Genomic DNA, 21,100 nt, shown 5'->3' with positions numbered 1-21,100 from the left:
CAAAATCCCTATGCACCGGCCCAGCCTGACCATGTCCTACCCCAGCACCGGCGTGACGGAGAAGAAATCCTGCGGGGTGACAAAAAGGTCAAACCCCATGCGCAATCCGACACAGAACACCATGAGCCCAAGCAACCCGCGCAACTGTTCCCCGCGAAGCTTATAGCCGACACGCACCCCAAGCTGGGCTCCGATCACCGCCCCGACCAAAAGAATCAGCGCCAGCACCACATCGACCGACTGGGTGTTGATCGAATGGAAAAAAGTCACGGCCCCGGTCACCACTGTGATCTGAAACAGCGAGGTCCCGATCACCACATTGGTCGGCATGTTGAGGATATAAATCATCGCTGGAATCATGATAAAGCCGCCGCCGACCCCCATCAGCGACACCATGATGCCAACCACCGCGCCGATCATCAGCGGCAGATAGACGCTCACGTATTGCAGCGATTTGCGAAACCGCATCTTATGCGGCCAGCTGTCAACCCAGGTGCGATGGCGGCGGCGCGGCGCCACCGGCAAGCCCTTGTGCTGACGCCAGATGGTGCGGCCGCTTTCCACCAGCATAAGCAATCCCATGCTGGTGAGAAAAATCACGAAGGCTACGGAAATCATCAGCTCAAGCTGGCCGGTGGCACGCAAGATCTTGAAGGCGATCGCCCCGGCATAGGAGCCCACAAGCCCGCCCGCCGACAGCACCAGCCCCATTTTGACATCAACCCCGCCACGCCGCCAATGGGCCTGCGCGCCAGAAATAGAGGCCGCCGTAATCTCGTTCGCACCCGACGCCACCGCCACCGCCGACGGCACACCGGCGAACAGCAGCAAAGGCGTCATCAGAAAGCCGCCGCCAACCCCGAACATGCCCGACAAAAACCCGACGAGCCCGCCCATGCCAAGCAGCAGGAACACGTTGAGAGAAAGTTCGGCGATGGGCAGATAAATCTGCATATGACTGTTCTGAAATTTCGATCTGGAAAACTGCGGTTGGCCTAGTCTGCCATAAAAAACGCAACTCTGCCTTGCTGTTACGCCAAGCCCCGTGGAAAAGCCAGTCTAATCTGCAGGAAAAAACTGTAGAATATCCAGAAAGACGATAGACTAGCTCGGGAATGACAGGACAATTGCGCTGCATGTCCGAGGCCGGAAATATCCAAAACACACGTCATCCCGTCGCTGCACTTAGGATGACGGCCCCCTTGCAGGCGGCACCACCCTGCATCCAGCCTGTCACTTTATGCTGTGCATGCTATGATCCTTCTCTACCTGACACGATAATCTCTCCAGCCGAGAGAAAATTGACGTTTACGTCAACGTAAAGTAAGCTTCTGCCATCACCCAAGCGTCCCCCGATTGCGAGAGGCCGGCAACAGCATGTCTGACAAGACCTACAGCATCTCCGATCTCGCGCAGGAGTTCAGCGTCACCCCGCGTGCCATCCGCTTTTATGAAGACCGCGATCTCATCAATCCTGAGCGCGTCGGTCAGAACCGCATCTATTCGACTCGCGATCACACACGGCTCGCCTGGATTTTGCGTGGCAAGCGGGTTGGCCTGTCGCTGGCTGAAATCGGCGAACTGCTTGATATGTATGACCTCGGTGACAACCGTCTGACCCAGCGCCGGGCCACGCTCGTCAAGCTCAGGGAACGCATCGGCATCCTCGAACGTCAGCGTGAGGATATCGAAGCCACCCTCCGCGAGGTCCAGGATTTCTGCGCCACCATCGAAGATCTGCTGACCCGGGAAGATCCCGCGCCAGCAGAGGCCAAAGGCCAGCGCTGACCCATTTGCCGCCAAAGGAGCCCGACCATGCCGTCCTACAAAGCCCCCGTTCGTGACCTGCAATTCGTCATCCACGAGCTGTTGTCTCTCACCGGCCAGACCGAGCTCACTGGCTTTGACGAAGTCACCCCGGATCTTGTGGACGCCATCCTGGCCGAAGGCGCCAAACTGACCGAAGAAGTCCTCCATCCGCTCAATCTCCCGGGCGATGAGGAGGGCTGTCATTGGGACAACGGCAATGTGATCACGCCGAAGGGCTTCAAGGACGCCTATAAGCTTTACAAAGACGGCGGCTGGCAGGGCATGACCTCGAACCCCGACCATGGCGGTCAGGGCATGCCGCAGACCCTGGGGCTCGCCATCAGCGAAATGATGATCGCCGCCAACTGGGGCTTCGCTATGTATCCGGGCCTCACCAAAGGCGCGACCGAAGCGCTTGAGGTCCATGCGAGCGACGACATTAAAAACAAATATCTCCCCAACATGGTATCCGGCGAATGGTCCGGCACCATGAACCTGACCGAGCCGCAATGCGGCACCGATCTTGGCCTCATCCGCACCAAGGCCGTGCCGCAAAGCGACGGCAGCTATAAACTCACCGGCACCAAGATTTTCATCTCGGCGGGCGAGCATGACCTGACCGACAATATCATTCATCTGGTGCTGGCCCGCCTGCCCGACGCCCCCGAAGGCATCAAGGGCATCAGCCTGTTCGTGGTGCCGAAGATGCTGGTCAATGACGACGGCAGTCTTGGCGGTCGGAACGGCGTGCAATGCGCCCGCATCGAAGAAAAAATGGGCATCCATTCGAACGCCACCTGCGTGCTGAATTACGATGACGCCCAGGGCTGGCTCATTGGCGAAGCCAACAAGGGCATGCGCGCCATGTTCACCATGATGAACGAAGCCCGGCTTGGGGTGGCGCTCCAGGGCCTCGCCATTGCCGAGGTCGCCTATCAGAACGCCGCCGCCTATGCCAAAGACCGCATTCAGGGCCGCGCGCTGACCGGGCCCCAGGATACGGCCAAGCCCGCCGATCCGATCATCGTCCATCCCGACGTGCGCCGCATGCTGATGACCATCCGCGCTTTCAACGAAGGCACGCGGGCGCTTGCGCTCTGGACCGGTCTTCAGGCCGACATCACCCGCCGCCACCCCGATGCGGCGGCCCGCCAGACCGCGCTTGATATGCTGAGCCTGATGACGCCGGTGGCCAAAAGCTATCTCACCGACAAGGGCTTTGAGGCCACCAATCTGGCGCTGCAATGTCTCGGCGGGCACGGCTATATCCGCGAATGGGGCATGGAGCAATTCGTCCGCGATGCCCGCATCGCCATGATCTATGAAGGCACCAACGGCGTGCAGGCCATGGATCTTATCGGCCGCAAACTGCCTGCGGATGGTGGTCGCTCCGTACGCGCCTATTTCGCCCTGGTGCAGGACTTCATCACCGCCGAAAAAGATACGGCGGAGATGACCGAATTCACCGCCCCGCTCGGCAAGTCCTTGCAGCAATTGCAGCAGGCCACCATGTGGCTCATGCAGCATGGCATGAAAAACCCCGACAATGCCGGAGCCGGAGCCCATGATTATCTCAATCTGATGGCGCTCGTAACCCTTGGCTGGTTGTGGGCGCGCATGGCCAAGACAGCGCAAGCGCAACTGGCCGCCGGCACCAGCGAGACCGAGTTCTATACCAACAAGCTACAGACCGCGCGCTTCTATTTTGCCCGCGTGCTTCCTGAAACCGCGACCCACCTCGCCCGCGTCGAATCCGGCGCGGACCCGGTGATGGCGCTTGCCGCCGACGCCTTTTGATCAGCGGATCTCATAGTCAAGGAACAGAGCCATGACCGATGCCTATATTCTCGACCATGTCCGCACCCCGCGCGGGCGCGGCAAAGCCACCGGCAGCCTGCATGAAATCACCCCCATCACGCTCGCAAGCCAGGTTCTGCTCGGCCTCCGCGATCGCCATGAGGTGGATATGTCGCTGGTGGATGATGTCATTCTCGGCGTCGTCTCCCCGGTTGGCGAACAAGGCAGCGACATCGCCCGCGCCGCCGTGCTGAATGCCGGTTTGCCGCTGGAAATCCCCGGCCTGCAGGTCGACCGCTTCTGCGCCTCGGGCCTTGTGGCCTGCAATATGGCGGCGGCCAAGGTGATGGCGGGGCAAGCCGATCTGATCATTGGCGGCGGTGTCGAATCCATGTCGCGCGTCGCCATGGGCAGCGACGGCGGAGCCTGGTTTTCGGACCCGACGGTCGCCCATCGCATGGGTTTTGTGCCGCAAGGCATCGGCGCCGATCTCATCGCTACCCAAAGCGGGTTCAGCCGCACCGATGTGGATTCCTTCGCGGTCGAAAGCCAGAAGCGCGCGGCGCAGGCCTGGGCCGAGGGGCGGTTCGCCAAATCAATCCTGCCGGTGAAGGACATGCTGGGCCTGACCGTGCTCGACTATGATGAATTCATCCGTCCGGACACCACGCTCCAGACTCTCGGCGCGCTCAAACCGTCCTTCGCCGATCAGGGCGAAATGTTCGGCTTCGACGCCGTCGCCCTGCTGCGGTATCCCGATGTGGAGCGCATCGATCATGTGCATCACGCCGGCAATTCAAGCGGCATCGTCGATGGCGCAGCCGGCGTGCTGATCGGCACCAAGGAGATGGGCAATCGTCTCGGCCTCCGTCCGCGCGCCCGTATCCGGGCCTTCGCTGATGTGGGGTCCGAACCCACCATCATGCTCACCGGCCCGTCCTACGCCGCAGAGAAAGCCCTCAAACGCGCAGGCATGACCAAATCCGACATCGATCTTTGGGAACTGAACGAAGCCTTCGCCGCCGTGGTGCTGCGCTTCATGGAAGTGCTCGATATTGATCACAAGGATATCAATGTCTGCGGCGGCGCCATCGCCATGGGCCATCCCTTGGGCGCGACCGGCGCCATGATCCTCGGCACCGTGGTCGATGAACTGGAGCGCAGCGGCAAAAGCACGGCGCTTGTGACGCTCTGCATCGGCGGCGGCATGGGCACCGCCACCATCATCGAACGCGTCTAAGAGACAAGGAAACAGTCATGACCGAGACCATAAAATACACCGTCGACGGCGATGTGGCGATCCTGAGCCTCGATCTGCCCGGCCGTTCCATGAACATGATCACCGAACAGATGATGCGCGATCTCGACAGCCTGATCGACCGCGTGAGCACGGACCCGGCCATCAAGGGCGCCATCCTCACCTCGGCCAAGCCCGCCTTCATGGCTGGCGCGGATCTCACCATGCTGGCTGCCATGTCCAAAAAAGCGCAAACCACGCCCGTCGAGGACGCGCTTGAGCATTGCATGACCCTGAGCAAACTGCTCCGCAAGATGGAAACCTGCGGCAAGCCGTTTGCCGCCGCCATCAACGGCCTGGCCATGGGCGGCGGGCTTGAGATCACGCTCGCCTGTCATTACCGCGTGGTGGCCGACGATCCGAAACTGCAACTGGCCCTACCGGAAGTGAAAGTCGGGTTGCTGCCCGGTGCCGGGGGCACTCAGCGCCTGCCGCGTCTGATGGGCGTGCAGGCGGCGCTGCCCTATCTGTTGCAGGGCCGCTCCATGAGCCCGCAGGAAGCGCTCGGCTTTGGTGTCGTGCATAAGATCGCCCCCCTCGCCGATGTGGTCAATACCGCCATATTGTGGATCCGCGAAGGCGGCAGCCCGGTGCAGCCCTGGGATCAGAAAGGCTTCAAGGTCCCCGGCGGCTCCGGCGCCATGACGCCGAAAATCGTCCAGACCTTCATGGCCGCCGAGGCCATGCTGCGGCGGGAAACCAAGGATGTCTATCCAGCCCCGCAGGCCATTCTGGCCGCCGTCTATGAAGGCCATCAGGTGCCGATCGATGCCGCTCTCCGCATCGAAGGCCGCTATCTCACCTCGATCATTCTGCGCCCCGAGGCGGCCAACATGATCCGCACCCTGTTCGTCAACAAGGGCGAGGCCGACAAGCTGATCCGTCGCCCGGCAAATGTTGAAAAGAAAAAGATCGCCAAGCTCGGCGTACTCGGGGCCGGCATGATGGGTGCGGGCATCGCCTATGTCTCGGCCCAGGCCGGGATGGAGGTCGTGCTCATCGACATGAGCCAGGAGGCCGCCGACAAGGGCAAGGCCCATGCGGTCGACCTTGTGGAAAAGGACGTCAAACGCGGCCGTATGACCCGCGACAAGGCCGACGCGCTTTTGGCCCGCATCACCGCGACCACCGACTATGCGCAGCTCGCGGGCGGCGATCTCGTGATCGAGGCGGTGTTCGAGGATGTGAAGATCAAGGCCGACGTCACCGCCCGGGCCGAAACCGTGATGCCGGGGGATTCGATCTATGCCTCGAACACCTCGACCCTGCCGATCACCGGATTGGCAGAGGCGTCGAAACGGCCGGAACAGTTCATCGGCATTCATTTTTTCTCGCCCGTGGAAAAAATGCCGCTGGTCGAAATCATCGTCGGCGAGAAAACCGGCGATGCAGCATTGGCCCGCGCGCTCGATTATGTACAGCAGATCCGCAAGACCCCCATCGTCGTCAATGACAGCCGCGGCTTTTACACCAGCCGCTGTTTCGCCACCTACCCGACCGAAGCCATCGCCATGCTGAAGGAAGGCGTCAAACCGGCGCTCATCGAAAACGCCGGGCTTATGGCCGGAATGCCGGTCGGTCCCTTCGCCGTCGGCGACGAGGTGTCGATCGAACTCATGTATAAAGTCGGCAAGGCCACCAAAGCCGCGCTCGGTGACGCCTATCAGCCGCACCCGGCCGACGCCGTGGCCGAATATTTCGTCACCAAGCTCGGCCGCATCGGCAAGAAGGCCGGCAAGGGCTTTTACGATTACCCGACCGACGGTTCGAAAAAACATCTCTGGCCCGGCCTCGCCGACGAATTCCCGCCCGCCGCAGACCAGCCATCGGTAGACGAGGTCAAGGAACGGCTCCTCTACCGCCAGGCCATCGAGGTCGTGCGCTGCTATGAGGAAGGCGTCCTCAAAGCCCCCGCGGATGCCGACGTCGGCGCAATCTTCGGCTGGGGATTCGCTCCCCAGACCGGCGGCCCGCTGTCGATGATCGACACCATCGGCCTGCCCAAATTCGTCGCCGAATGCGACCGCCTGGCCAAAGCCTACGGCGACCGCTTCACCCCCCCAAAACTGCTACGCGACATGGCCGCAAAGGGCGAGACCTTCTACGCCGCATGATGAACAGGCGCCATGTGATGTGCTGAGGCAGGCCCCTGCCTCAACACGAATGGAGACTCGATCAGAACCCAACCAGAAAAACTAACCGCCGTATATATTCATTGTCATTGCCGGGCTTGACCCGGCAATCCATGGATCAACCGGCAAACTGCTAGCCAGATGGATTGCCGGGTCAAGCCCGGCAATGACAAAATAAAAGCGAGAAACCCCCGTCATCGCGAGCCGCGCAAGCGGCGTGGCGATCCAGGGCTTTGGTCAGGCTCTGCCACGGCGGGACTGGATTGCTTCGGCTGGCGCCTCGCAATGACAGGTGGTTGCTGGCTGAACTCTGACGGACAAACCATCCCCATTGCCCTCCGGCATATTGTTATACTATAACATCCGCAACATCCCAGTTTCGGAGATCCGTCAGTGCGGCAGGCCATCCTCAGTCTTGTGTTTTTTCTGGCCGCGCTTTTGCCTGCGCAAGCCGCGCCGCGGGTGGTTGTGAGCGTGCTGCCGCTGCATGCGCTCGTGAGCGAGGTGATGACCGGAGTCGGCACGCCGCACTTACTCATTCCACGCGGGCAATCGCCCCATGATTATGTCCTGAAGCCATCGGACGCCCGCGCGCTTCGCTCCGCCGCCCTGATCATACGCGTCGGCCCCGGGCTTGAGCCGGGGCTTGAGCGGCCGCTCGCCGCGCTTGACCCCGCGCGGGTGATCACGCTCCTCGATGAGCCCCCGCTTGAACATCATGTGGAGCGGCGCTCGGCCGAGCGCATCGAGCCCATGATCACCGGCGCGCTTGATCCGCATCTCTGGCTCGACCCTGAGAATGCCATTGCCATTCTGCGCCTCACGGCCACGCGGCTCGCCCGCATCGACCCCGCCCATGCCGCCCTCTATCAGCGCAACGCCGCAACCGCCGTGGCCCGGATCGACCGGCTCAAAGTCACACTCGACCATCTGCTCACGCCGGTACGCGCCCAGCCCTATCTGACCTTTCACGATGCCTACCAGTATCTTGAGCTGCGCTACGGTCTGACCAACCGCGGCTTCGTCGTACAGCAGGCCGAAAATCCGGTGGCCGGAGCCCGGCATATCCGCATCCTGCGTGACATCATCCGCCGCGATCAGTTGCGTTGCCTCTTTACCGAACCGGAATATGAGCCCAAGCTGATCGCGCCCGTGGTCGAGGGATTGCCGGTGCGCGTCGCCATGTTGGACCATCTCGGGACGACCTTGCCGCAGGGACCCGGGCTCTATGAGCGTATGATGGAAAAGCTCGCCCGCGATCTCGCGTCTTGCCTTGACAGCGCGCCGAAGCCATCCTGACCGCCATTCTCATCAAGGAGCGAATGCACATGTCTTTGAGCCGCAAATTTTCCCCCGCTCTGGTCGCCGGTTTTCTCATGGCAAGTCCGCTCGTCGCCGGACAAGCCTTGGCCGCCTGGACCCTCGACCCGGCAAATTCATCGCTGAGTTTCGCCTCAGTCAAGAAGGGCGACGTCGGTGAAGTGCATCATTTCACCGAACTTGCGGGCGGCGTCTCCGACACCGGCGCGGCCAGCGTCACCATCAAACTTGGCTCGGTCGAAACCTGGGCCGACATCCGCAACGACCGCATGCGCGAATTTCTGTTTGAAGTGACGAAATTCCCCGCCGCCACCGTCACCGCGAATTTTGACGCAGCAGCGCAGAAGACCATGAAAGACCTGAAGCCCGGTGCAACCACCACGGTCTCGGCCCCGCTTCAGCTGTCGCTCCATGGCGTTTCACAGACCATAAATGCCGAACTGCTGGTCGCCCGGCTGAGCCCAACCCGCGTGCTCGTCACTCCCAAGGAAATGCTCATGCTCGACGCCAACAAATACGGGCTTGCCGCCGGGATCAAGAAAATGATGGACCTCGCCCAGCTGCCCAGCATCAGCAGCGCCGTACCGGTCAGCTTCGTGCTGCTGTTTAATGACATGAAAAAATAAAGAAACCTGCGAAAAACACTACATTCGGCAAGAAATTGCCGCATTCCTTTTTTATGGTCCTGACCGAGTAAAAGGCTGCGGATGGCAACATCCGCAGCAAAAAAACTATCGGAGGACCAGTATGTCAGTACCCGCCCGCCCCCTGTTGCGCAGTATCGCATTTGCAGCAACCCTCGGCTTGAGCCTTTCCCTGAGCGCCGGAGCCGCATTTGCACAAAATGCCGCCGCCGTTGAGCCGAGCGTGGCCAAGATGCTGAAAAAAGCCGCGGAACGTGATGAAGGCGCGAATTTGCAGGCGGTGACGCTGATCGCCATCGAAGCCAATCCGGAAAAAGCCCTAGACATCCTCGCCGCCGTGGCCGCGATCGCTCCCGACAAGGCGCCGGCCATCCGCTCTGCCGCCATGGGCGCCTTCCCGTCCCTCAATCTCGCCAAGCCGGTGTCTGAACCCGAGCTCAAGAAAAAACCAGGCCTCCTCAGCCTCGACGGCTGGAAAGGCGCGCTCGAAGTCGCCGCCACCCGCAGCACAGGCAATACCCAGCAGACCGCCGCCTCGGTGATCGGCAAGGCCGTTCATGAATCCGAAAACTGGACTCACAAACTGAATGGCCTGTTTGATTTCGAACGCACCGACGGTTTCACCAGCAAAAGACGGTGGCTCGCGGGCTATGACATCAACTATACCCTGTCGGATCGCACCTATCTGTTCGGTAGCGTGCAATATGAAAACGACCGCTTCTCGCAGATCGACTATCGCTTCACGGAAGCCGCCGGTATGGGTTATCGGGTGATCCGCCGCGACAATATGACCTTCAATCTCGAAGCCGGTCCGGGCTCCCGGCAAACCAGCTTCATCGACAACCGCGATGAAACCGAATTCGCCGGTTATGCCCGTTCGGCCTTCCTGTGGAAATTCACCGACACGGCTTCGCTCAGCCATGATCTGGTGTATATCTATGGCAATGACCAACAGACCCTCGACACCACCGCAGCGCTCAAACTGCGCATCATCGGGGCGCTGTCGGGTCAGTTTTCGTACAACTACCGCTATAATTCCGCGCCGCCGCTCGGCACCCATAAAGTCGATACCGTGTCGCGCGCCGGTCTCGTCTATGACTTTTAATCGGAACCGCCATGAACCTGCCGGAGATCACCACGGGTAAAATCATCGGGCTCATCGGGCTCTGTTTCATTGCCGGATTCGTGCTGACAACCCTCGGCATCCGGCCTGATGATTTCTGGTCCGGCATCGTCACCCTGGTGCAATGGCTGCTCAGTCTGGTCAAAGCCATCTTCGCCGATGGCTTTACCTATCTTCTGGTCGGAGCCGCGGTGGTGCTGCCGATCTATGCCGTGGTTTATCTTTGGAAAGCCTGGCGCAAAAAGTAAGCGTCGCTGTTATTGCCGACCCGATAAAGCTGGATTGCCGGGTCAAGCCCGGCAATAACACCTAAATTATTGTCATGCCCGGGCTTGACCCGGGCATCCATGCTGCTCACCCCGCTTGAAGCGCGCGGGCGATGACCAGCCGCTGGATATCCGACGTGCCTTCATAAATCTGGCACACGCGCACATCGCGGTAGATGCGTTCGACCGGGAAATCCTTGAGATAGCCATAGCCGCCCAAGGTCTGAATGGCCGCCGAACAGACTTCCTCGGCCATTTCCGACGCAAAGAGCTTGGCCATGGAGGCCTCAGTCAGGCAGGGCTCGCCCGCGTCCTTGAGGCTTGCGGCATGAAGCACCAGCTGCCGTGCGGCGGCGAGTTTGGTGGCCATGTCGGCGAGCCGGAACCCGACCGCCTGATGCTCGATGATCGCCTTGCCAAAGGTCACGCGATCCTTCGCATACTGGATCGCATAATCGAGCGCAGCGCTTGCCATGCCTACGCTTTGGGCGGCGATGCCGATGCGTCCGGCCTCGAGATTGGCGAGGGCGATTTTATAGCCGTCACCTTCCCGGCCCATCAGCGCGTCACCCGCAACTTCCATATCGTCAAACAGGATCGAACAGGTGTCGGATGCTTTCTGGCCAAGCTTATGTTCGACATTGGCCACGGTGTAGCCCCGGGTCTTGGTGTCGATCACAAAGGCCGAAATGCCTTTCTTGCCCGCCTCCGGATCGGTGACGGCAAACAGAATGGCCACGCCGCCGATCTTGCCTGAGGTGATGAACTGCTTGCTGCCCGAAATCACATAGCCGCCGTCCGTACGCCGCGCCCGGGTCTTAAGCGCCGAGGCATCTGACCCCGCCTGCGGTTCGGTCAGACAAAAGGCTCCGATCTTTTCACCCCGCGCCATGGGGCGGAGAAAGCGGTCTTTCTGGACGTCAGTGCCGTTCGCAAGCACGGCAGCGCAACAGGGCGCGTTGTTCACGCTCATGACCGTCGACACCGCGCCATTGCCGGCGGCGATTTCCATCAGCGCCAGGGCATAGGACACATAATCGGCAGCGGCCCCGTCCCATTCCTCGGGCACGGTCATGCCCATGAGACCGAGCGCCCCCATCTCATGGAGGATCTCCATGGGGATCGCACCCGCGTCATCCCAGGCGGCGGCATTGGGCGCGAGTTTTTCCTGGGCAAAGTCGCGCGCCATATCGCGCACCATGCGTTGTTCTTCGGAAAGGATCATGTGGCGTTCCCTGTCTTCCCATCTGTCATTGCCGGGCTTGACCCGGCAATCCACTGCCCTCGGCAATATGGATGCGCGGGTCAAGCCCGCGCATGACGGAATTCACTTAAACCAGCTCGACCGCCATGGCCGTGGCTTCGCCGCCGCCGATGCAAAGACTTGCCACGCCGCGCTTCAACCCATGATTCTGCAAAGCCGCCATCAGCGTCACCAGAATCCGCGCGCCCGAGGCTCCGATCGGATGACCGAGCGCGCAGGCCCCGCCATGGATATTGACCTTGTCATGATTGAGATCGAGTTCCTTCATGGCGATCATGGCGACCACGGCGAAGGCTTCGTTGATTTCATAAAGATCGACGTCATCCTTGGTCCAGTCGATCTTGTCCAAAAGCTTCTGCATCGCGCCCACCGGAGCCGTGGTGAACCAGGCCGGTGCCGCCGCATGGGTCGCATGGCCGAGCACGCGGGCGATGGGGGTCAGACCGCGCCGCTCGGCTTCGCTTTCGCGCATCATCACCAGCGCCGCCGCCCCGTCCGAGATCGACGAGGAATTGGCCGCCGTCACCGTGCCATCCTTAGCGAAGGCGGGTTTGAGGGTTGGGATCTTGTCGATCCTGGCCTTGCCCGGTTGTTCGTCGATGATGACATCCACCGCGCCACCCCGGCCCTTGACCGTGACCGGCGTGATTTCCCCGGTGAACAGGCCGTCCTGGATGGCCTTTTGCGCGCGCAGAAGCGAGCTGATGGCGAAATTGTCCTGGGCCTCGCGGGTGAACTGGAAATGCTGCGCCGCGTCCTCGGCAAAGCTGCCCATGAGGCGGCCCTTGTCATAGGCGTCCTCAAGACCGTCGAGGAACATATGATCCTGCACCACCTGATGGCCCAGACGATAGCCGCCACGCGCCTTCGGCAGCAGATAGGGAGCGTTGGTCATGCTTTCCATGCCGCCCGCCACCAGCACATGATTGCTGCCCGCGAGCAGCGCGTCATGGGCATACATGGCCGCCTTCATGCCCGAGCCGCACATCTTGTTGACCGTGGTCGCCCCGGCCGCGTCGGGAATGCCCGCGCCCCGTGCGGCTTGCCGGGCCGGCGCCTGACCGAGACCAGCCGGCAGCACGCAACCCATGATGGTTTCCTCGATATCGGCGGGCAGAAGCCCGGCCCCGGCCACCGCCGCACGAATGGCCGCCGTGCCCAGTTCGGGCGCGGTCACGCCCGCGAAATCGCCCTGAAATCCGCCCATGGGGGTGCGGCTCATGCCGACAATGACAACTGGATCCCTGCTCATGATTTTTCTCCTTATGGCCCCGATTATTTATGCTTTTCTACGGGCAGGATCATATCACCGATCCTGCCCGTAGAAAGCTTTTCCGGGCTATGGCTGCCTTGCCTTATGCGGCGCTGCGCGCCTTTTCCGACGGATTGCGGAACCGCGCCATCAGGCTGTCCCACTTGCCCTGCACGGTCTTGAGCGAGGCGTCCTTGACCGGGCCATAACCGCGAATATCTTCGGGCAGCCGGGCAATCTCGACCGCGAGCCCGTGATTGGCGGCGCTGAGCCCGTCCGTCAGGACCTGCACCGCAGCCTCGTAGGCAGTAATCAATTGCCGTTCCACACGACGGTCATGACTATAGCCAAAGATGTCAAAGGCCGTGCCGCGCAGACCCTTGAGCGAGGCGAGCAGGCGAAACGCCTTCAACATCCAGGGCCCGAAGGTCATCTTCCCCGGACGACCGGTTTTGGCGTCGGTTTTGCTCAGAAGCGGCGGGGCGAGATTGAATTCAATTTTATAATCGCCCTCGAACTGCGCCTTCAGATGCTTTTCAAACGTGCCTTCGGTATAAAGCCGCGCCACTTCATATTCATCCTTGTAAGCCATGAGCTTGAAGGCATAGCGGGCGACCGCCTCGGTGAGTGTCGTCTGGCCGGGCGCGACCATGGTCTCCCGGGCGCGCACTCCGGCCACGAGATCGCGGTAGCGCGTCCCATAGGCCGCATTCTGATAGGCGGTGAGGAAGCTCACCCGACGTTCGATCATTTCTTCAAGCGACTGTGACAACGGCGCGGGCGCCGTGGCTTCGAACAGCGGCTTCAGGATGGTTGCCACAGCGCTTTCGTCATGGGCGGCGAGACGGCCGCTCCGGAACGTTTTGAGGCTGCTGTCCACCGCCGTGCCATTCAGGGCAATGGCTTCTTCGATCGCGTCTGCGCTCAGCGGGATCAGGCCCTTCTGATAGGCATAGCCGAGCATGAACAGGTTGGTGGCAATCGAATCCCCCATCAACGCCGTGGCGGTTTCGGTCGCATTGACGAAATGGGTGGCCTCCGGCCGCGTGCGCTTGCGCAAGGCTTCGCGCACCGCCGCATCCTTGAAGTCGATATTCTTATCGAGCACGAACCCGGCCACCGGCGTGCGATGGCTGTTGATGACCGCCGCCGTCTGTTCTTTCCTGAGCAGCTCGACCCCGGCCGGAGCCGCCGCCACCACCGCATCGCAAGCGAGCAGCAGATCCGCACCACCGGTGATGATCTTCGGCGTGTAAAGAACCGAACCCGCCGGACCGACGCGCACATGGCTGTAAACCGCGCCACCCTTCTGGGCGAGACCGGCCATATCGAGCACGGTGACCGGCTTATGTTCAAGATGCGCCGCCATGCCAAGAAGCGCGCCGATGGTGACAACCCCGGTGCCACCAATGCCGGTGACCAGAATGTCATAGGACGACGTGACCTCCGGCAGGACTGGATCCGGCAGATTTTTCAACAGGTCATCAAAGCCGCCAGCCTTGGTTTTCCGCAGCTTGCCGCCATAGACCGTGACAAAGGACGGGCAGAAGCCCTTCACGCAGGAAAAGTCCTTGTTGCAGGTCGACTGGTTGATCTGACGCTTGCGGCCGAATTCGGTTTCAAGTGGCTCGACCGAGACGCAGTTCGACTGCACCGAACAATCCCCGCAGCCTTCGCAGACGAGATCATTGATGATCACGCGCTTTTGCGGATCGGGGAACGTGCCGCGTTTGCGGCGACGGCGCTTTTCGGCGGCGCAGGTCTGATCATAGATAATGACCGTGGTGCCGGTTTCCTCGCGCATTTGCTTTTGCACGTTATCGAGCTCGTCGCGGTGACGGATGGTGATGCCTTCCGGGAACCCGGCGTCGGCCGGATATTTATCCGGCTCGTCGGTGACGATCACCACTTTCTTCGCGCCTTCGGACAGCACCTGATTGGCGATCATCGGCACGCTCAGGGGGCCGTCGAAGGGCTGGCCGCCGGTCATGGCGACGGCGTCGTTGAACAGAATCTTATAGGTGATATTGATCCCGGCCGCCACCGACTGACGGATGGCCAGCGACCCCGAGTGATAATAGGTTCCGTCGCCGAGATTGGCAAAAATATGCTTTTCATCGGTGAACGGCGCACTGCCGACCCATGGCACGCCCTCGCCGCCCATATGAGTATAAGTGGCGGTCGAACGATCCATCCAGGTCGCCATGATATGGCAGCCGATCCCGGCCATGGCACGGCTGCCATCGGGCACGCGGGTCGAGGTGTTATGCGGGCAGCCCGAACAGAAATAAGCCTTGCGGGTGATGTCCGGCTGATAGGCCGCCTGTTCTGTCTCCCGCACCGTGTAATAGGCGAGGCGTTCGCGCATGCGCTCGCTGTCATAGAACCGCGACAGGCGCGAGGCGATGACATGAGCGATTTCACCCACCGAAAGATCGTTTTCGGGATGCAGCAGCCAGTCGCCGCGTTCATCCACCTTGCCGACCACGAGCGGCCGCACATCGGCGCGCCAGTTGAACAATTGTTGCTTGATCTGGTTCTCGATCAGCTCGCGCTTTTCCTCGACGACGAGGACTTCTTCAAGCCCTTCGGAGAAATGTCGTACGCCATCGGGCTCAAGCGGCCAGGGCATGCCGACCTTGTAAAGCCGCAGCCCGATCTCGGCCGCGATGGCTTCGGTAATGCCAAGCTCGGTCAGGGCCTCGCGCACGTCTTCATAGGATTTGCCCGAAGTGATAATGCCAAAGCGCGGGCGCGGGCTGTCCCAGATGGTGCGGTTGATGTTGTTTTTCTTGGCGAAGGCAATGGCCGCGAACAGCTTGTAGCGCTGCAGGAGATAATCGTAATTCTTCCAGTTTTCCTCGATACGGATATTGACGCCGCCCGGAGGCATTTCAAATTCGTCATCACCCGGCAACAGAATCTGCCGCTTTTCCCCGGCTAGCGACACGCTGGCCGAAACCTCCACCGTTTCCGCCAGGGTCTTGAAGGCGACCCAGCAGCCCGAATAGCGCGACATGGCAATGCCAAGGAGGCCGTATTCGACAAATTCCTGCACGCTCGACGGATACAGGATCGGCATCATGATGCCATAGAAGGTATGGTCGGTCTGATGTGGCAGGGTCGAGGATTTGCAGCCGTGATCGTCCCCGGCAATGGCCAACACACCGCCCAAAGGCGCCGTTCCAGCGGCATTCGCATGGCGGAACACGTCGCCGGAACGATCCACGCCCGGGCCCTTGCCGTACCACAGGCCAAACACCCCGTCATAGCGCGCGCCGGGGAACAGATTGACCTGCTGGCTGCCCCAGACCGCGGTCGCCGCGAGATCCTCGTTGACCCCCGGCTGAAATTCGATGTGATGCTCCTGCAGGATCTTTTTGGCCTTGACCAGAGCCTGGTCATAACCGCCAAGCGGCGAGCCGCGATAACCCGAGATAAAGCCCGCGGTGTTCAGCCCCGCAGCCGCATCGCGGCGCTGCTGAATGATCGGCAGGCGCACCAGCGCCTGAGTGCCCGACATGAACACCGAGCCATCGGATTGGGTATATTTATCGTCGAGTGTGACCTTGTCGAATTTCATTCCGATGCTCCCCGGGCTGATCCGCACCCCGGTCTTCCGGGTGTCCGCGAATACGTCAGCAATACTGTACTATTATTACAGAGGACCCCGGAAATGTCCTTGCGATTCATCCGCTATTAGGCATCATACGGCAACAGCGTTTCAGCTTACAGAAAATATGAGAAACAGTAATGCGCATACCCTTAGACGCTATTGATCTCCGCATCCTTGAAATTCTGCAACAAGACGCGGGACTCGCCAATACCGACCTTGCGGAAAAGGTCGGCCTGTCCCCAGCCCCTTGCTGGCGGCGGGTCAAGCGGCTTGAGGACACGGGAATCATCAATCGCCGGGTGGCCATTCTCGACCCCGACGCCGTCGGCCTGCCCATCGTGGTGTTCGCCAGCGTCAAACTGACCTCGCATGGGGCCGACGCGCTCGAACAGTTCGAAAACGCCGTGCTGGCCTTTGCCGAAGTGACCGAATGCTACACCGTAAGCGGCGGCATGGATTTCCTGCTCCGGGTCGTCACCACCAGCATGCGCGCCTATGAAGCTTTTCTGCGCGAGCAGGTCCTGCGCATGCCGGGCGTGAGCGAAGTGCATTCGCGCTTTGTCGTGACCCAGGTCAAATACACCACGGCCCTGCCGGTGCGCCATATCAACACCGCCCAAGATGACCGCCGCGACGGCTGAAACTAAAAGCGACGGCGGGAACTCGAGGGGGGAGGTCTCGACTGATCGGGCTCCACCATCGGGGGTGCATGCGGAGCCAACATGTCCCCGCCGTCAGCATAGTGACGGCGGGGACATGTTTTTGTGATCATCTAAGTGAAAAAGTGCGCTGCCGAACGCCGGAATTTGGCGGCGGGTTGGGGGGTCAGAGATCAGGGTGGAGCGAGTTATAATATAACCCGTCCGCCGTGAGGGTCCGCCAGACATCCGGCCGTTCGGCAGCAACGACGGACAGGTCCGTCGTTAGGTCGAGAATGGCCGCATAGCGCAGGCCATGAAATTCAACAGGCTCTCCGATCGGCTTGAAAGCCAGAGCAAACCTGTTCAGAAATCGCAACATCGGCTTGGTCACCAGCGCCAGCACATGGGTCATGCCTTGCGACGCGCACATCTGCACGATGGCGGTCATGAGCGCGAGCGTCTCACGCGCCGACTCCCGCTGTCCCGACGCCGAGCCGGAAACATCAACCGCCCGCAGAAACCGCGAAGCTTCGGCAGTCGTCGCCTGCGGAAACAGCAGCCCGGCCGCCTCGGCAACCGTCGGCGACACCTGAAGTGTGGGCAGCGAAACCTCGTCATTCGGCAGGATCAAGCGGACAGTTCCAAGCTCAGCCCCGCTCTCGCTGTCCATCAGCAAACTATGGACCGAATACTGGTCGTATTTATCCTGTTCGTACCCGGCAATCTGGTGCGCCCGGTCTTCGAATTGATTGGCAACACAATAAACGTCATAGCGCAAACGATAGACGCGCTCGAGCAAACCCGGAGTATCCGCCGGCACGATGTCGATGCTTCCCCGATCGTCACCCCTGCTCTTTGCAGCGACGACATAAGCCTCTTCCGGCTTGCCCTTCTGGCCAACCGTTGCAGCCCCGACAGTAATGTCCACCGTTTTGACCTTTATTCTGAAAAATTACTCGCCATGAGTAGCCCTCATGACAAACATTTTATACCGGAGGTTACCCCACACGACACGTGTCAAAGCTGTGACAGACCGGAACGTCAGGCAACGTCGCGCAAAAGAGTTAATACAGGTTGCCCAGACGCGGCAAGCGCAAGGTGATTTTCAATCCGCCCTCGCTGCGGTTGCGGGCGACAATCGAGCCGCCAAGGGCATCCACATTGCGTTTCACGATCCAGAGGCCAAGCCCAAGGTGACCACCCGGGGCGCCCTTATGCCCCTGAGAGCGCGTGGTGAAATAGCGATCGAAAATGCGCGTCACCTGATCTTCGGAGACCCCCGGACCATTGTCCGACACGCTGAGCACCGCAAAGCCCCGGTCGCCTGCAAGCTCAAGCTGCACACGGCCACCCGACGGGGTGAAACTGACCGCGTTATCGACCAGATTTTCAATGATCGCCTCAAGCATATCGAGACTGCCACGCACATCGATGCCGGGCTCGACCTGGCTCAGCACCGTGACGCGCCGCGCCTGCGCGAGCGTCGCATAATCGCGCCCAAGCCGTTCGAGCAAACTCGACAGATCCACCTTCTGTTGCGGCGGATGCAGCAGATCCGCCATCAGCTCATCAACCCGCCAGGCGCTGGCAATCAGTTCATCCAGCTTTTCAAGCGACAGCTCGATCACCTCCACGGCTCTTTTGAGACGGGGTTCCTCGGCCCGCCGCTTGATCGGCTCGATCGCCTGACGGATGACCGCCACCGGCGTCTTGAAGGCATGGGCGTTTTCGTGGGAAATCTCACGCAGGGTCTGGGCCGTGCTGTCGAGAGTCTGCACCAGACGATCGAGCTCCTCCGCCACCTCATTGACTTCGCGCGGCCCGCCAAGCTCGGTGAAGCCATGGGCAAGCCGGGTCGAACTGCCGCCCTGCTCCCGGATCAGCCGCGCCCGCGCCGTCAAGCGTTTGAGCCCGCGCCAGACGCTCCACAACACCGTCGCCATGACCAGAAACAGACCGAGATAAATCACTGCACCGAAGCGGATTTCCTCAGTTTCCCAATAGGGCCTGCCAATCGAACTGTCGCGGAAGGCCGCGGTGGAAAAGGCCGTGACCAAAGTCCAGCAGCCGCCCGGCGTTTGCAGCGGCGTGACCGAAATCACCACTTCCTCCCGCGCCGAACCCAATTGATGGCGGGCCGCCTGCGGCACACCATCCCGGCAGGCCGCACCGAGGCGATCGAAAATGCCCAGTCGCTGCATCTCCGCCTGTTCGCGCGCCAGTTCCTCCACCGGCCGGGCCGGAGCCGCCGCCACATAGAAAAACCCCGCCTCGCCACCCTGATCGGTGGGGCCCGGCCGGAAGAACAGCCGGAGCACGGTATCCGGCGCACCAAGCACCTGCAACTGATCGGCGATCACCGGCAGGGCATTGGTGCCCCCGGTCTCAAGCTGCTGACGCAAGACCTCCATGGTCAGGCGGCCGCGTTCATACACACTGTCAAGCAACAGGATGCGCTTGTCGTCGTCGGCGGCCTCGAACAGACGATAGAGCACGACCGGCACGGCAAGAAAAATCAGCACGAGAATGATCAGCCGCGTGGCGAGGGAGACCTCCCACCAACGCTGCCGGCGCGCGACCGGTTTTGCCTCAGCCGTCATGGCCATCACCCCGCCAGCGATAGCCAAACCCGGGGTAGTTCTCGATCACGTCAAATTCGGAATCAACGGCACGGAATTTCTGGCGAATGCGCTTGATGATGGCGCGCACCGTATTGCGCAGCCCCTCATTGCCATCCCCGGCCAGAAATCCCTTGCCATGCACGGTGTCGTATATATCGCGGTAGGTGACATTATGGCCGCGCCGCTCGGTCATCATGGCGACGATATCGAATTCGCGCACAGTCAGTTCGACCGTCTTGTCACGCCAGACCACGCGCTTGCTGTGCGGCCATAAAACCAGCGCGCCGAAGGCCATGGTTTCCGAACGCGGCTCGGCCGACGGCAGAACGCCCGGTGTTTTCGCGCCGCTTTCAATAAGGGCGATGCGCTTCAGCACAATGGAAAAACTACGGGATTTTTCAACGAAATCCACGGCCCCGCCTTCAAGCGCCGCCTCTTCATAGATTTCATCGCTCAGCACCGTGAGGAAAATCACCGGCACCCCGTTGCCCGCCGCACGCAGCCGATGGAGCACGGCCAGACCATCAATCTCGGGCATTTTCCAATCGAGCAACACCACGCCAATATCGTGATGACCGGCAAGATAGCGGAGCGCATCGAGGCCATTGCTGAAATCCTCGACAGCAAAGCCTTCATCTTCAAGATTAAGTCGCAGCGACTCCCGGAACAAATCGTCATCATCGACAATCGCCACCGCCATGCGGGGTCCGGATTGACCGTTTTGGGTCGCAACAGGAGACTTCACCATCACTCCCCGTTCCGATTGGTGCCGGGCCGTTCCGATTTCATGCGCGTCGAAAGCCGTGCGCGGCATTGACTTTCCGCAGACGCGGCGTCCGGGCTCGCATCACCGCCTTCGAACGCATAGGACAAGACCCGGTAGGCCAGCGTTTTCATATCGGGATAAAACCGGACCACCAAAACACAGGGGCCGTCGCGATAATGCCATTCCCGCCCCGGCGGCACGTCGATGGTCAGATCGGCAGGGCCGAGCAAGCGTTCAACGCCCGCGAAACTGCGCCCGATCAGACTGGAGAAATCCGCTTTGTCCACAACCGCGACCGGAGTGCTCGGCTCGGAACGACGGTTGCGCTCGTCTTCGTTCGGCCGCAGACGAGGGCTCGCGTTCGGCGCCTCATCGCTGGTCACCGGTCCCCGGCTTTTTTCAAGGAGATCCGGCTCCGCTGGCCGCACAGCAGCCGGCTTGGCCACCGATGGCACGGGTTTACCCGGTGCCGTACAAGCCGCGAGCGAGAGACTGCAAAGCCCAAGAAGGGACAGCCAGAGAGCATGCCGAACCGTGCGCATTCCACCCCTT

Annotated in this window: 17 protein-coding genes; 9 read left to right on the top strand and 8 right to left on the bottom strand. The window is 61.0% G+C overall.

Going from position 1 to position 21,100, the window contains the following annotated elements; translation table 11 throughout:
* Positions 1-36 precede the first annotated feature (36 nt).
* Positions 37-954 (bottom strand): sulfite exporter TauE/SafE family protein, encoded by a 918-nt coding sequence (locus NYP16_RS00695; protein ID WP_274942184.1) that lies wholly within the window; start codon positions 952-954, stop codon positions 37-39.
* Between the two features lie 423 nt (positions 955-1,377).
* Between NYP16_RS00695 and NYP16_RS00690 the strand changes: the two genes are divergently transcribed.
* From NYP16_RS00690 to NYP16_RS00655, 8 genes are all read left to right on the top strand, one after another.
* Positions 1,378-1,788: a MerR family transcriptional regulator gene (locus NYP16_RS00690; RefSeq protein WP_274942183.1), complete on the top strand. Its 411-nt coding sequence runs from the start codon at positions 1,378-1,380 to the stop codon at positions 1,786-1,788.
* Between the two features lie 27 nt (positions 1,789-1,815).
* The gene (locus NYP16_RS00685) at positions 1,816-3,606 is read left to right on the top strand and encodes an acyl-CoA dehydrogenase C-terminal domain-containing protein (protein WP_274942182.1); all 1,791 of its coding nucleotides are present in this window, start codon (positions 1,816-1,818) and stop codon (positions 3,604-3,606) included.
* A gap of 31 nt (positions 3,607-3,637) precedes the next feature.
* Positions 3,638-4,846, top strand: a complete 1,209-nt coding sequence (locus NYP16_RS00680) for an acetyl-CoA C-acetyltransferase (protein ID WP_274942181.1) — start codon at positions 3,638-3,640, stop codon at positions 4,844-4,846.
* 17 nt (positions 4,847-4,863) lie between these two features.
* Positions 4,864-7,017: a 3-hydroxyacyl-CoA dehydrogenase NAD-binding domain-containing protein gene (locus tag NYP16_RS00675; RefSeq protein ID WP_274942180.1), complete on the top strand. Its 2,154-nt coding sequence runs from the start codon at positions 4,864-4,866 to the stop codon at positions 7,015-7,017.
* Positions 7,018-7,428: 411 nt separating this feature from the next.
* Entirely contained in the window at positions 7,429-8,334 is a 906-nt protein-coding gene (locus tag NYP16_RS00670; RefSeq protein WP_274942179.1) for a zinc ABC transporter substrate-binding protein, read from the top strand.
* Between the two features lie 29 nt (positions 8,335-8,363).
* Positions 8,364-8,981, top strand: coding sequence for a YceI family protein (locus NYP16_RS00665; RefSeq protein ID WP_274942178.1), 618 nt, complete (start codon positions 8,364-8,366; stop codon positions 8,979-8,981).
* Between the two features lie 121 nt (positions 8,982-9,102).
* The gene (locus tag NYP16_RS00660; protein ID WP_274942177.1) at positions 9,103-10,104 is read left to right on the top strand and encodes a DUF481 domain-containing protein; all 1,002 of its coding nucleotides are present in this window, start codon (positions 9,103-9,105) and stop codon (positions 10,102-10,104) included.
* An 11-nt stretch (positions 10,105-10,115) separates the two neighbouring features.
* Positions 10,116-10,370 (top strand): DUF6460 domain-containing protein, encoded by a 255-nt coding sequence (locus NYP16_RS00655; protein ID WP_274942176.1) that lies wholly within the window; start codon positions 10,116-10,118, stop codon positions 10,368-10,370.
* A gap of 106 nt (positions 10,371-10,476) precedes the next feature.
* Here NYP16_RS00655 and NYP16_RS00650 read toward each other — a convergent pair whose 3' ends face one another.
* The 3 genes from NYP16_RS00650 to NYP16_RS00640 all read right to left on the bottom strand — a co-directional run bounded on the left by NYP16_RS00650 (position 10,477) and on the right by NYP16_RS00640 (position 16,493).
* Entirely contained in the window at positions 10,477-11,613 is a 1,137-nt protein-coding gene (locus tag NYP16_RS00650; protein ID WP_274942175.1) for an acyl-CoA dehydrogenase family protein, read from the bottom strand.
* Positions 11,614-11,719: 106 nt separating this feature from the next.
* Positions 11,720-12,904, bottom strand: coding sequence for an acetyl-CoA C-acyltransferase (locus NYP16_RS00645; RefSeq protein WP_274942174.1), 1,185 nt, complete (start codon positions 12,902-12,904; stop codon positions 11,720-11,722).
* A gap of 103 nt (positions 12,905-13,007) precedes the next feature.
* Positions 13,008-16,493 (bottom strand): indolepyruvate ferredoxin oxidoreductase family protein, encoded by a 3,486-nt coding sequence (locus NYP16_RS00640; protein WP_429913136.1) that lies wholly within the window; start codon positions 16,491-16,493, stop codon positions 13,008-13,010.
* A 164-nt stretch (positions 16,494-16,657) separates the two neighbouring features.
* Here NYP16_RS00640 and NYP16_RS00635 point away from each other — a divergent pair, with 164 nt between their 5' ends.
* Complete coding sequence (locus NYP16_RS00635) at positions 16,658-17,161, top strand: Lrp/AsnC family transcriptional regulator (protein WP_274942172.1); 504 nt, start codon at positions 16,658-16,660, stop codon at positions 17,159-17,161.
* 184 nt (positions 17,162-17,345) lie between these two features.
* Here NYP16_RS00635 and NYP16_RS00630 read toward each other — a convergent pair whose 3' ends face one another.
* The 4 genes from NYP16_RS00630 to NYP16_RS00615 all read right to left on the bottom strand — a co-directional run bounded on the left by NYP16_RS00630 (position 17,346) and on the right by NYP16_RS00615 (position 21,090).
* A complete protein-coding gene (locus tag NYP16_RS00630; protein ID WP_274942171.1) occupies positions 17,346-18,089 on the bottom strand; it encodes an acyl-homoserine-lactone synthase in 744 nt (247 codons plus the stop codon).
* A gap of 136 nt (positions 18,090-18,225) precedes the next feature.
* Entirely contained in the window at positions 18,226-19,761 is a 1,536-nt protein-coding gene (locus NYP16_RS00625) for a sensor histidine kinase (protein WP_274942170.1), read from the bottom strand.
* On the bottom strand, positions 19,751-20,482 hold the full coding sequence (locus NYP16_RS00620) for a response regulator transcription factor (RefSeq protein ID WP_274942169.1): 732 nt from the start codon (positions 20,480-20,482) through the stop codon (positions 19,751-19,753). Before NYP16_RS00620 ends, NYP16_RS00625 begins: the two co-directional genes overlap by 11 nt.
* A 47-nt stretch (positions 20,483-20,529) precedes the next feature.
* Positions 20,530-21,090: a hypothetical protein gene (locus NYP16_RS00615; RefSeq protein ID WP_274942168.1), complete on the bottom strand. Its 561-nt coding sequence runs from the start codon at positions 21,088-21,090 to the stop codon at positions 20,530-20,532.
* Between the last annotated feature and the right edge of the window lie 10 nt (positions 21,091-21,100).

The sequence above is a fragment of the Govania unica genome, assembly GCF_027920805.1.
In the GTDB taxonomy this organism is placed as follows: Bacteria; Pseudomonadota; Alphaproteobacteria; order Sphingomonadales; family Govanellaceae; genus Govanella; species Govanella unica.
This window is presented reverse-complemented; position numbering and strand designations above follow the sequence as displayed.

Coding starts and splice junctions, on each gene's coding strand:
- NYP16_RS00695 (WP_274942184.1), bottom strand. CDS start 954: ATGCAGATTTATCTGCCCATCGCCGAACTTTCTCTCAACGTGTTCCTG.
- NYP16_RS00690 (WP_274942183.1), top strand. CDS start 1,378: ATGTCTGACAAGACCTACAGCATCTCCGATCTCGCGCAGGAGTTCAGC.
- NYP16_RS00685 (WP_274942182.1), top strand. CDS start 1,816: ATGCCGTCCTACAAAGCCCCCGTTCGTGACCTGCAATTCGTCATCCAC.
- NYP16_RS00680 (WP_274942181.1), top strand. CDS start 3,638: ATGACCGATGCCTATATTCTCGACCATGTCCGCACCCCGCGCGGGCGC.
- NYP16_RS00675 (WP_274942180.1), top strand. CDS start 4,864: ATGACCGAGACCATAAAATACACCGTCGACGGCGATGTGGCGATCCTG.
- NYP16_RS00665 (WP_274942178.1), top strand. CDS start 8,364: ATGTCTTTGAGCCGCAAATTTTCCCCCGCTCTGGTCGCCGGTTTTCTC.
- NYP16_RS00660 (WP_274942177.1), top strand. CDS start 9,103: ATGTCAGTACCCGCCCGCCCCCTGTTGCGCAGTATCGCATTTGCAGCA.
- NYP16_RS00655 (WP_274942176.1), top strand. CDS start 10,116: ATGAACCTGCCGGAGATCACCACGGGTAAAATCATCGGGCTCATCGGG.
- NYP16_RS00650 (WP_274942175.1), bottom strand. CDS start 11,613: ATGATCCTTTCCGAAGAACAACGCATGGTGCGCGATATGGCGCGCGAC.
- NYP16_RS00645 (WP_274942174.1), bottom strand. CDS start 12,904: ATGAGCAGGGATCCAGTTGTCATTGTCGGCATGAGCCGCACCCCCATG.
- NYP16_RS00635 (WP_274942172.1), top strand. CDS start 16,658: ATGCGCATACCCTTAGACGCTATTGATCTCCGCATCCTTGAAATTCTG.
- NYP16_RS00625 (WP_274942170.1), bottom strand. CDS start 19,761: ATGACGGCTGAGGCAAAACCGGTCGCGCGCCGGCAGCGTTGGTGGGAG.
- NYP16_RS00620 (WP_274942169.1), bottom strand. CDS start 20,482: ATGGCGGTGGCGATTGTCGATGATGACGATTTGTTCCGGGAGTCGCTG.
- NYP16_RS00615 (WP_274942168.1), bottom strand. CDS start 21,090: ATGCGCACGGTTCGGCATGCTCTCTGGCTGTCCCTTCTTGGGCTTTGC.